Below are 11,863 nucleotides of genomic sequence, written 5' to 3'. Positions count from 1 at the left end.
AAATCATGAAATCGCAGCTCGTCGCCGAAAGCGCCGGACAAAGGACGTTCGTTGTGGTGCTTGATCCCGGCGAGGAAGCGTTCGCGGCGCTCACATCTTTCGCTGTCGATCACGATATTGGCGGCGCCTCGCTGACCGCGCTCGGCGCCTTCGAAAAGGCGACTGTCGGCTGGTTCGACATCGAGGAAAAAACTTATCGGAAAATCCCGGTGCTGGAACAGTGCGAGGTGCTCAGCGCGATCGGCGACGTTGCGATCGGCGACGACGGCAGGCCCAGCCTTCATGTCCACGCGGTGCTCGGATTGCGCGACGGCAGCACGCGGGGCGGACATCTGCTCGATGGCATCGTTCGGCCGACACTCGAAGTCACTTTGGTGGAAACGCCTGGTCATCTGCGCCGCAGAAAGCGCCCGGAACTCGGCATCGCCTTGATCGATCTGGATGCCTGAAGCCAAGCGCGGATCAGGCTAGTGGTGAAAACCTGACGCTTGGTCCCCGAGGTTAGACAACCGCGTTGGGTGGGAAGCCGTAGTTCGTTTAGCCTCCTGAACGAGCAGAGAGCGCCATAATCGGACTTGCGCGGCCATCGCTATGGAGGTCGCGTCTTCGGACACGTTCCGGACGTATGGTGCCACATAGATCAGCACCCGTGTCGCGATAGCTCTGGCGTTATTCTCGACCATCACAGATGGATGAACTTCCGCTTGGAGATGCGGCGGAAGCACAGAAAGCCCGTCTCGACATAGGCCTCCAGTCTCGCCAGCAACCCATGACCTAAATTCGATATGGATGGGACGGGTGGTGGTAGCCAAGTCCGCCGAGCCTAACCCAGTCATGCTGATGATGACACGGACGCTGGTTAATCTGCTCTTCGATTCGCGAATGCCTATGGTAGTGATAGCCTCTCAACGCCGGTGCCGTAAGCTACTCGCTTACGCGTCGCTTTGAGGAAATCAGACATCAGTGTCGAACGAGATAGGTTTCCATCGTGCCGACGCCTCTCAGTTCCACAGTGCAGCGCGGTTCTAGCTCCCAAGAGTCGTGCAAAGCGCGTCTGGTTGCCTCCGAGATTTGCATGCGGTCGGCTACGCCCTGGGATTCGAGCCGGCTTGCGATGTTCACGGTTTCGCCCCAGACATCATAGACGAACCGATGTCGGCCGATCAGACCGGCGATCACCGGTCCGGTGTGTACGCCGATTCGGACGCGAAAACTATCGCTGCCCGACGCCAAGAGCCTCAACGAGTCCAGCATGGACTTTCCCAGCGCCACGGTCCTGTCGGCGTGATCGGCCGCCGGCTCCGGAAGACCACAAGCGGCCATATACGCGTCTCCGATTGTCTTGATCTTCTCCACGGAATGCTTCTCCGCCAGCGCGTCGAACATGCTGAACATCCGGTCGAGGCGCTTGATAAGGTCGGATGCCGGCAATTTCGCTGCGATAGGCGAGAATCCGACAATATCGGCAAAAAGGATGGTCACTTCCTCGAACCGGTCCGCAATGATCTCCTCGCCCCCTTGCAGCCGCGCAACGATTTGACCGGGCAGGACGGCATGTAGAAGCGAGTCGGCCCGCCGCTTTTCCGCCTCTATCCGCTGAAGATACTGGTGCTCGCGGTCGCGCCAACGCTTTTTCTCCAGACTGGAGTTGATCCGGGCGCGCAACAGGACCGGATTGAATGGTTTAAGCAAGTAGTCGTCGGCTCCCGCCTCGATGCAGCGGACCACGGCGTCGACTTCGTTCAGCCCCGAGATCATAATGACCGGGATGTGCCGCCACCGGCGCTCAGCTTTCAATCGCGAGAGCACCTCGATGCCGTTGATGTCCGGCATCAGTATGTCCAACAGAACAAGGTCGAATTCATATTCCGCAAGGCGGGTCAGCGCGGACAGGCCTGACTCGGCAGTGACTACCTGATGACCGTCGTGCAGCAAGCGGCGCGAGAGAAGATCGCGGTTACTGCCGATGTCGTCGACGACAAGTATTCTACCGCTGCGTCCTGAGAATGCATCGTGCTCCGTCTTGCCGAGCGCCCTTTCAAGCCCTGCTGCATCGATCTCTGCCTGATCCGTCGTCCACAGCGCTTCGTTGTCGCTGGCGCGCGATAGGCCGGCAATTGCATCGACATGCGCCAACAGCTCGGCCGCAGCCGCGAGCATCACCCTGACATCTTCGTCCAATGCGTGTTCGTGCAATTCTTCGGCTTCTTCAAGGATCATTTCGGAGTAGCCGATAATCGCGTTGAGTGGTGTTCGCAAATCGTGGCGCAGTTTCGCCTCGATCTCGCGCCCTGCATGGTCCGGACAGTCGGCTTTGCCATGGATCAAGCTGTCGATGAGGCTGTTCAATTGCCGGGCAGCGGCGCCGACCCTCTCAAGATCTGGAGTGATGTGCACCAGACTATGGTTCTGCACCTGTTCTAGCAGCAGTTCCTGAAATCCCGAGATTGCCCGTGCCGGTCCAGCAAGCCGCTGCGCCAGATGGGCGGCTATTGCGTGGCGTTGGAACTCGTTGGCAGTCATGTCTCCAATCCGCCGACTCGGCGGCTCACGGATTTGCGGCAAGCAATTGTTCGATTTTCTGGACAAGCCTCGGCAGGTCCACCGGCTTGCTGTCGTAGTCATCGCAGCCGGCCTCAAGCGCCAATTCCCGATCGCTGGTCATAGCATGCGCAGAAAGCGCGATTATAGGGATCCCCGAGGTGGCCGGATCAGCCTTGATCCGCCGTGTCGCCTCCCATCCGTCCATCACGGGCAGGCTCATATCCATAAGGATCAGATCCGGTCTTTCCGAAATGGTTAGTTCCACGCCGGATTGTCCGTTTTCCGCAATAAGCACTTCGAACCCACGCCGCGACAACCGCCGCGAGAGCATGTCGCGATTCATTTCGTTGTCTTCCACCAGAAGGATTCTCGTCATCTTCGGCCTCTTCTAACGATGGGTCAACGAACTGAGATGCCGGGCCAACCTACTCGGCCGCGGAAATCTGGCGTTCGAGCGCCTTGACCAATTGAGACCTGCTGTTCGCGCCCTTGGTCACAACGGCAACCGCCCTATCGCGGAGCCATTCGAGCTCGTTCATCGACAGATCTTTCGAGGTAACTACGACCACCGGAATGTTCTGCAGTTCGGGCGTCTGCTGCATCTCACTCAATGTCTGAAACCCGTCCATTTCGGGCATCAGCAGATCAAGCACCACCAGGCGCGGCAACAACCGTTTCATCAGGCCAAGTCCGCGCGCGCCGTCGCTTGCCTCGTGAACCCGCCAATCCTTCTTGATCAGGATACGCCGAAGGAAATCGCGGGAGGCTTGGTCGTCATCAATTACAAGCACATCGCGGTTGCCACCGCCGCAAGCCTCAATTGTTTGAATCAGCTTCTCGGTGTCGATCGGCTTCGTCAGGTATTCAACCGCCCCGAGTGAGAGGCCGAGTTCGCGATCTGCAAGTATCGTCGCAAGGATCACAGGAATCTCGCAAAGCTCCCTATCGTTCTTCAGAGATCGCAGCACTGACCAGCCGTCCTGATGCGGCATGATGATGTCGAGAATGATCGCCGCGGGGCGATGCGCTCGAGCAGCGGCTATTCCTTCCTCGCCGCTTGCTGCTTCGAACGATGCCAATCCCGCCTCCGCCAAGGCCCTGGCGATGACGGTTCGGGCGGCTGGTTCATCATCTATGATCAGAACCGCCTTGTCTCGTGGCGGCAACGGCACAGCTTCGGAGGGGTGTTGCTCGCCAGATTCTTTTTTGAACTCGGCTGGAATCTCCATTGTGAAGGTCGAGCCTTTTCCGAGTTCGCTCTCGACCTTTACAACGCCTCCGATCATTCGGCTAAAACTCCGGGTTATGCTGAGGCCAAGCCCCGTTCCGCCATAGTTGCGAGTGGTGGATGCGTCCGCCTGCGTGAAAGCGTCGAAGAGCCGTTCCTGCTGCTCCGGCGTCATCCCGATCCCGGTGTCGGACACTTTGAATATCAGCCAATCGCCCCTTGGTCGTCTGTCGCGACGCACCGTGAGTGTTACACGACCCCCTTCGGTAAACTTGGCGGCGTTGCTGAGCAGGTTAAACAGGTTCTGACGCAACTTCGTCTGATCCGAATGCATTTTCCCGAGGTCGTCGTCGAGGTCCAGTACGAAACCGTTTCGGTTTTTCGCCATCAGAGGCGCGACTGTGGCCTGGACGTCGCGCATCAAATCGGCGACGACGAACGTTTCCAAGAAAATTTCCATCTTGTTCGCCTCGATCTTTGACAAGTCGAGGATGTCGTTGATGAGCGCCAGGAGATGGCGACCAGCCGCGGCGATCTTCTCCAGTTCCGGAACGAATTCCACCATGTGCTGGTCGCTCGCATCTTCGATCAGCATCTCGCTGTAGCCAATAATCGCGTTCAGCGGCGTACGCAGTTCGTGGCTGACGGATGCGACGAAGCGGCTCTTGGCTTCATTCGTCGATTCAGCACGGCTCTTGGCGCGCTCGAGTTCGTCTTGTCTCTGTTTCAATTCCGTGATGTCGGTGTAAACGGCGACCGCGCCGCCGTCAGGCGTTTTTCGCCTGCTTACGCGAACCCATCTGTCGCCGAAGCGATCCTCACAGACGAAGCCCGCCGGGTCCTTGTGGATGTGTAACCGCTGGGCAATCCACTCCTCCGGCGACGCGCCCGCAAGGTCGACTTGCCCGCCCGCCAGGCGTTGCTCCAAGATTTCTTGAAAGCTTTGCCCAGGAAGAGAAGCTCGCGCATGGTCAGGGAAGAATTCGCAAAATTTGCTGTTGGCCAGGATGACCCTGTCCTGCGGATCGAATAGGACAAATCCGTCAGAAATTGCCTCAAGCGCCGCTCCGATCGTCCGTCTTTGCTGCTCCGCCTCGTCTTCCAGTCGTTTCTTTTCAATCGCGCCCGCGCGAAAAAGTCGAAGCGTCCGCGACATTGCGCCGAGTTCGTCGCCTCCCTCAATCGGTATTTCAATATCGTAGCGTCCTTGCGTCAGTTCGCCGATGACCCGGTTCAGCCGCCGTAACGGGCCAATGATCGAGCGAAGAACAAGGATTGTAAGAAGCGACCCAATCAACAGCACGATGACCACCAGAATGGCAGCGGTAGTCGCGGTTTTCTGGGCTAGCCTTACAGCCTCGTTGCGAGCAGCTTCTGCCTCGGCGCTCACTTCCTCGACAAGTTCGTTAAGGGCGGCATCGACATTCGTGCTGTGGGTTCGCGCCTCCGCCAGGAGAGCGTTTCCAATGATGCGGTTATCCTGAGTATAGCTGTCCGCCGCCTCTAGTGCCCTTTTGACATAGTCATCGATCTCGACACGGATTTCCCTCACTGCATCGGGGGATGATTTCGAAAGGCCGTCCAGTTGGTTCAGCAGTCGCTCACGCGCCTGCTCGGCATTCCGCTGGGAGTTCATTAGCAAGCTGACCGACAAATCGGTGAGCCAGTATCGCAATTCGCCGAAGGTCACGTGCGCCGCAGCCGCATTCGCCGCGAGATCGAACAATGCCTTAGTGTCTGCGGTGCGGTCTGCACTGCGATAAAGCGCCTGCGTGAGAAGGATGGAAGATACGATGAGACTAATGAGGCCGGCCGCTGTCAGTGCAGCTACGCGGGCCGCGATCGGCAGACTGGCAAGGCGACGTCCCAGGGATTTCGACGGCGCCGGTATGGCTTCCACCTCGTGGGGTGTCTGTTCCAGGACGCTCATTTGAACAAGACGATGCTGATTGCGCCCCCCAAATCGCCGGCTTTTCCGCCCTCCTTGGGATATCCAGTTATGTCGATCTCGCCCTTCGGCTCGCCGTGGCAGGAAAGGCACGACTCCGTATAGTATTCGGGCAGGAGCATTCGAAATGCCGGGCGTCCCTCCACCTCGGTCACATCCGTGTAGGCTTCGCCCTTTGCTCTCTTCGGATCTGAAAAGACGCTTACGATGATGCTGGCTTCCCAAGCGTCCGGAAGAGATTTGCGGTTGCGCACGAGTTGCTCGGGCGCTGTCACGCGCACCAGAGCTTCGTTGCCAACCTTGGCAGCGAATTTCTCATTCAACAGACGCGCGAAAACGGCCGGCACGAAGCCTTTGAACCCGATCCCAGCGCGGTTGATGTCATCTTGCTGCTCGTCCACCACCTCCCGCATAGCCCCAATCTGGGCCTCAAGCAGACGCCGGTCGCGATTGGTCAATTCGCCGGAAAACGGGTTCTGGCCGGTGTTTTTTGAGTAAACGGCGATGGCCTCCCTCGCAAACCGCTCGCTGTCGAGGTGCTTGTCGCCAAGTGCTGGATCATTGATTAGTGTCTGATAGTTGGAGACAACGCTTCGCCCCGCGCGAAGCAATTCCGCAAGTCGGATTCCCATCGCGACATCTTCAGTATCTCCCGCTCCCATGGCAGCCGACGCGAGGAAAGCGCAACCGACAAGAGCAACGCCAATGCTTCTCCGCGTCAAGGTTGACAGGGCGAACATCTCTCCATCCCGTCGAAGGAAGCCAAACAAAAAGTATAGCACAACGCAGGCCGATTGCGTAGCGACAAACGCCCATGCGCAAGCGGTGAGAGAAGGAACGAAGCATCCGCCGCCGCTCCGAAGCGGCCCTGGCCCGCAAACCCGCTTTTGCCGAACGTCTCTTGACCACCCTGGGTGGAGCACCGAGAGGTTAGCGGTGGATTTGTCAAGCTTGCCGTTAAAATATAGCTTGCTAAAGCTAGAAAATTAGCTTTGAAATATATATTCGTTGTGTTCGAGCGCAACCTCACGCACCGTAAACTTAGCATAGCAATTGTTTGTAGAAGAAGATGATGGTTCTGGCCTTATGTTGTCGGCCGGCACAACCTATGCATGTCATCTTGATCGCTTGATGAACCATCATCGCTGAAAGGAAACAGAACTATGTTACGAAAAACAATCAGCATTTCAACCCTCGCCGGCGCGGTTGCAGTCGCTGCCGCCGCGGTGCGCCCAGCCGGACGAGACCGATAAGTTCGGAATTGAGACGAGTCAGACGCTACGTAACCGGTCCTTCTCGCGGTGAATACCGCCAGTGCCGTTCCGTGCCGTGTGTTCGAGCCGATGATTAAGATGACTTCGATGTGGACGAGTTTTCATAGTGGCACCATTGGCTACATTCGCGGATGGTTCCGCCTTCGCGCCGAGCGAAAAGCTATGTGGATGATAACGGACGGGTTGAGCCGGTCACCGGATGACATTCTTAACGACATTGGTATCTCGCGCGACGAAATCACGTGCGCTTTGTCAAAGCGTCCCAATCCGAGTTCCGGGTCGGGTCGGAATGCGGCCGGCCCATGATTTGTCCAGCCCACAGTATCTGCCATGTCGCATGCCAAGGTCTCATTGTCCCCGCGGCGGCGAGTCGAACCGACCCCGAGTGATCACGGCGCTGGCCGATCGGTTACCTGCTCGCAGATCGTGATTCAGTGGCTCGTCGCTCCACGACTGCGCAACAATGACAGCATTCACCCCCTGTGCGGACGTTGAGGCGCGATGTCAGGAAGGTCGTTAACGGGTCAAGGCTTCCCTTCAATTTATCCGACAGAAGGGCAGAGAAGGGTCGAAATCGGAATTTCGTTTTGGGTATCAAGCGTCAGATTTTCACCACTTGGTCCGCTGAATTGCGATCCGGGCCGATTATCCCTTTTGTTTATTTTGCTTGGCATCCGCGGGCGCCTCGGGTGCGGTCTCCCAGCCGAACACGCTGCGGCCGCCGAGCAGATGCGACTGATCGAACTCTCCGGCAACGATTTCCTTCAGACTGGGGCCGGTGACATAGCGTTCGACCTGCCGCGACTGCTCGTCGAGCCGCTTCAAGGCGCCGAGTTCTTCGTCGCGACCGAGCCTGGCCTTGTGGACGGCCGACTTCAGCACGCCGATCGTCTCGTCATAGACCTTCAGCGGCACGGGGAATGGATGCCTGTCCTTGCCGCCATGTGCCAGCGAGAAGCGCCCGGGATCGGAAAACCGGCATGGCGCGCCATGCAAGACCTCGGCGACCAGCGCCAGCGCCCGCACCGTGCGCGCACCGACGCCGGGCACCAGGAGAAGCTCGGAGAAATCGGCGGGGCCACGCTCGGCAGCCGCAGCCATGTTGCCATGAAGACGACGCATGACGACATCGCTTTCGCGAACGTCGTGGTGCGCCGGCATGACCAGGTGCGGCAGCATTGGCTGATCGGGCTCCGGTGCGACAGCCACATCACGTTCGAGCGCGGCGAACTCCCTCAGAATGCGATCCGGTCCGAGATCCTGCAGGAGATTCAACTGGCCCTTGCGCGAGGCGTCGGCGCGGCGGTCGGTCAGGTTGACGATCTCGCCCTGGTTGGCGCCTTCGATGGCGGCATGCGGCTGGTCGACGAAACTCTTCAGGCCTTCGGACAGCCAGTGATAGCGGCGCGCCACCTTGCTGTCGCCGTTCATGCCCTGCTGCACCACGACCCAGTCGCCGTCATCGGTGACGATAAAGCCATGCAGATAAAGGTCGAAGCCGTCCTGGACGGCGGCGCTGTCAACCTTGGCGACGAGCCGGCTGGCCGTTGCCAGGCCTGTTCCATCGAAGCCGACGCGCTCGCCGATGACGGCAAGCTCATGCGGGGTCTTGCGCGAATGCGCGCCGCGGCCGCCGCACACGTGAATACCGAGTTCGCCGGAGAGCGGAGCCAAGCCACGTTTGAGGGCGCCGATGACGCTGGTCGTGATGCCGGAGGAATGCCAGTCCATTCCCATGACCGCGCCAAACGACTGGAACCAGAAGGGATGCGCCAGCCGGCGCAGCAGTTCCTCGCGACCGTAATGGTGAATGATCGCCTCGCACATGACGGCACCAAGGCGCGTCATACGGTCGCCGAGCCATTTCGGCACGCGTCCGCCATGAAGTGGAAGGTCTGCGCTTCCCGATCGTTGTGCCAAATTTTTCTGCCTGTTCCGACCTATGCCTTGCGCTCAACAGATAGTATAGAAAGCGGCGTGAAGAAGCGATGATGCCGGTCCGTTTGGATTACAAACTGATCGCAATTCAATTCAGCTGGGCCATTCGGGTCCCATCGGCGGCGTTGCCGGTTACCGGTCGGCCGGATTTCCGACCGCCGGATCGCGCCGCCTTGAATATCCTCCGACACGCGGCAGATCGTCATTAAACTCCACCCACGACAGCTTCATATCCCAATAGGCATGAGCCTGCGGCGCAAAGCGTTCGGGGTGGTCGAAGAAGCCGATCGTCAGATAAAGTTCCTCGGGAAGCCCTTGGTCGAGATAGGCTATGGATGTCCCGCAATCGGCGCAGAAGGTGCGGAGCACGCCTCGGGTCCTTGAGAATTTTTTTGGCGCGCCGGTGAGCAATCTGAATTGGGCCGGCCGATAGCCGACCCAGACGGTCAACGGGCTGCCTATCGCCTTGCGACAATCGTCATCGTGATCGGAGCAAATCCAGAACGGCGCACCATGCATCTCAGCACTTATCGATTTTCAAAAACAGGAGCCGGTCTCGATTCTGGTCATCGAACTATCGCTTCTGATCGAGGCGACCGTTGCGGGTGCAGGGTCCGCAGGGTGATCGAATAGCGGTGCGCGGCAACCGGCGGGATGCTGTGCTCCCATTCGGTGCGCGCCAGGCCCCTCATCAGGTAAGCCGACCTTGGCTCGAGGGTGACGGTCACGCGAGCCCATCTCGTGCCGTTCTTCCGGCGGAGCCGAAAGCTGCATGGCGCAAGAAGAGAAACGCCGGCCACGGCATCGAACTGCGGCTTGTCGCGATGCCAGCCGATACCCGCGCCGGGCCGATACTCGTTGATCAAGACGTGCACGAAAGCATCGGCGGGCAGCCGCGCAAATGCCGCCACCTTGTCCCTGAGCGGCATCAGAAAAGCAGGGATCGGCGGCGCCTCGACCACCTTGCGTTGGTCAAAATCGTAGCGCAGGCCAAAACCGGCGACGCGCCGGTTTGCGAGATGGCCATGAAAGTCGAAAGGCTGGAAGGCGAGACTTTTGAGCTGCCGCACCAGTTCGGCCTCTTCCTCCGCCGTGATCAGCTCCGGCCGGTAGCAAAATCCTTCCGGCAGGTCGTCACGTGCGTGAAAGTCGGGTGCGAGAAAGTCAGGCGCGCGAAACAGGTCGCCTTGGCCAGCGGATTGCGGCTGCCTGGTTTTGAGCGATGGCATCAACCCTAATTGGTGAAGCCGGCCCGTGGCGGCAAGGCCTTGGAGGCCGGCCGGATCATTGCCTCCACATGCGCGCGATGGAACCCGGATTGCCGGGGCGGGTTATTGCCCAGGCGCGTCGAGTGTTGGGAAATGCCTTCAACTGTTATCCAAAGCATCAATTACGACCCGGCAACGAGGACCCTCTCCGTATGGTTTGTCCCAAGCGGAAATCGCTACGATTTCAACGACGTGCCGCCGCAACCTTATGCGGCATTCCGCAAGGCCTGGTCAAAAGGCCGGTTTTTCAACGCCTTCATTCGCGACCGGTATAGCTACCATCTGGTCGAACAGAGCCCGTCGGGATGAAACCCGGTGCCTTGTCGTCAGAAATTCATCCGGAAAGGGAACGCATGCCCTCGCAGAACCCAGTCGGCCGGCCGATCCCTCACTGCGCCGGCGGCGTACCGGGTTGATCGCCGCCGGTGGTCGTCTTCGGCGTCGGGTCCTTGTCGACTTCGGGATTTTGATCGACGGTGTTGGTGTTGCTCTGGGTCGGCTCAGTGCTGCTGGTGCTGCCCTGTGTCGGCTCGACCTCGTTGCTGCAACCCGCCAGAGCCAGAGTCGCCACCAGCGCCGACAAAAACGACAGTCTCCTCATGGATAATCCCGTCATGGCCAACCGCTCCCTTGCTGCTCGACAACGACGGGTGGTGAATTTGGTTGCAGCGGAATGGCTTGTCTGCTGGCCCAAGACCCTTCTGATCATCGCAGAGCAGGCTCCAAAGGAACAAATCTCGGCGCCGCCACGTTGCATTTCCTGTGCAACGCTTGTGACAGTGAGGCTATCGTCTTGGCGCCGAGAGCAAATTGGAAGGGTTTTCTGAAAATCGGAGAACTCAGCTGCCCGGTGGCGCTCTATACGGCTGCCTCAACCTCCGAGCGGATCGCCTTCCACACGGTAAACCGAGCCACCGGCCATAGGGTGCATCGCGCCTTCGTAGACAGCGATAGCGGCAAGCCGGTCGAGAAGGACGACCAGGTCAAAGGCTTTGAGATCGGCTCGGGTGAGTACGTCGTGCTCGAACCCGATGAGGTCGCAGCCGCTGTCCCCGAGAGCGACAAGACGCTGTCGGTCTCGGTCTTCATCGGCTGTGCCGATGTCGACGATGTGTATTTCGACAAGCCATATTACCTGGCCCCGTCTGACAAACACGCGGAGGAAGCGTTTGGGCTGATCCGCGAAGGCATGCGCAGGAAGAAGGTCGCCGCCATCGCCCAGACCGTCCTGTTTCGGCGCGTCCGGACCCTGCTCGTCCGCGCCTATGACGAAGGCCTGGTCGCAACGACGCTGAATTTCGACTACGAGGTGCGCTCGGCGGAGGAGGCTTTCGACAGCATCCCCGACTTGAAGATCGAGGGCGAGATGCTCGAACTGGCCGAGCACATCATCAAGACCAAGAAAGGCAAATTCGATCCGACCAAATTCGACGACCGTTATGAGGCGGCGCTCGCCGAGCTTGTGAAGGCAAAGCTCGAAGGCAAGAAGATCGCCGTTCCGAAGCCGGCCAGGCGGGAGAAGGTCGTCGATCTCATGGATGCGCTGCGCCAGAGTGCCGGCGTTGGCACCAAGCAGCCCTCGACAAGAAAGCCCGCGGCAAAGTCAAAGCCAGCGCGCCATGCCAACGCGAAGCAGACAGCGCCGCGTCGGAAGGCCGGCTGA

At 59.2% G+C, this 11,863-nt stretch carries 11 protein-coding genes; 3 read left to right on the top strand and 8 right to left on the bottom strand.

From position 1 onward, the window contains the following. Positions 1-5: 5 nt before the first annotated feature. Positions 6-449 carry a PPC domain-containing DNA-binding protein gene (locus AC0L18_RS08430; protein ID WP_473491566.1) on the top strand — a complete coding sequence of 148 codons (444 nt, stop codon included), beginning with the start codon at positions 6-8 and terminating at the stop codon, positions 447-449. A gap of 511 nt (positions 450-960) precedes the next feature. Here AC0L18_RS08430 and AC0L18_RS08425 read toward each other — a convergent pair. From AC0L18_RS08425 to AC0L18_RS08395, 7 genes are all read right to left on the bottom strand, one after another. Further along, entirely contained in the window at positions 961-2,523 is a 1,563-nt protein-coding gene (locus AC0L18_RS08425) for an adenylate/guanylate cyclase domain-containing protein (protein ID WP_473491564.1), read from the bottom strand. A 25-nt stretch (positions 2,524-2,548) separates the two neighbouring features. Beyond that, positions 2,549-2,920, bottom strand: coding sequence for a response regulator (locus AC0L18_RS08420; protein WP_031255744.1), 372 nt, complete (start codon positions 2,918-2,920; stop codon positions 2,549-2,551). Between the two features lie 49 nt (positions 2,921-2,969). Further along, positions 2,970-5,702 (bottom strand): hybrid sensor histidine kinase/response regulator, encoded by a 2,733-nt coding sequence (locus AC0L18_RS08415; RefSeq protein ID WP_473491562.1) that lies wholly within the window; start codon positions 5,700-5,702, stop codon positions 2,970-2,972. Beyond that, positions 5,699-6,460, bottom strand: a complete 762-nt coding sequence (locus tag AC0L18_RS08410; protein ID WP_473491560.1) for a Tll0287-like domain-containing protein — start codon at positions 6,458-6,460, stop codon at positions 5,699-5,701. Before AC0L18_RS08410 ends, AC0L18_RS08415 begins: the two co-directional genes overlap by 4 nt. Positions 6,461-7,639: 1,179 nt before the next feature. Further along, positions 7,640-8,914, bottom strand: a complete 1,275-nt coding sequence (locus AC0L18_RS08405; protein WP_473491559.1) for a DUF763 domain-containing protein — start codon at positions 8,912-8,914, stop codon at positions 7,640-7,642. 150 nt (positions 8,915-9,064) lie between these two features. Continuing rightward, the gene (locus AC0L18_RS08400; RefSeq protein WP_473491616.1) at positions 9,065-9,463 is read right to left on the bottom strand and encodes a GFA family protein; all 399 of its coding nucleotides are present in this window, start codon (positions 9,461-9,463) and stop codon (positions 9,065-9,067) included. A gap of 35 nt (positions 9,464-9,498) precedes the next feature. Beyond that, entirely contained in the window at positions 9,499-10,161 is a 663-nt protein-coding gene (locus tag AC0L18_RS08395) for an alpha-ketoglutarate-dependent dioxygenase AlkB (RefSeq protein WP_473491557.1), read from the bottom strand. Between the two features lie 12 nt (positions 10,162-10,173). On the opposite strand from AC0L18_RS08395, the gene AC0L18_RS08390 reads away from it, so the two are divergent. Next, entirely contained in the window at positions 10,174-10,509 is a 336-nt protein-coding gene (locus AC0L18_RS08390; RefSeq protein ID WP_473491614.1) for a KTSC domain-containing protein, read from the top strand. Between the two features lie 79 nt (positions 10,510-10,588). Here the strand turns inward: AC0L18_RS08390 and AC0L18_RS08385 are convergent, their stop codons facing one another. Then, complete coding sequence (locus AC0L18_RS08385; RefSeq protein WP_473491555.1) at positions 10,589-10,816, bottom strand: hypothetical protein; 228 nt, start codon at positions 10,814-10,816, stop codon at positions 10,589-10,591. A 177-nt stretch (positions 10,817-10,993) separates the two neighbouring features. On the opposite strand from AC0L18_RS08385, the gene ku reads away from it, so the two are divergent. Then, a complete protein-coding gene (gene ku, locus AC0L18_RS08380) occupies positions 10,994-11,863 on the top strand; it encodes a non-homologous end joining protein Ku (RefSeq protein ID WP_473491554.1) in 870 nt (289 codons plus the stop codon).

It is taken from the genome of Mesorhizobium sp. WSM4819, assembly GCF_055811215.1.
Note: the sequence above shows the minus strand (reverse complement) of the source record. Positions and strands in the feature narration are given on the sequence as shown.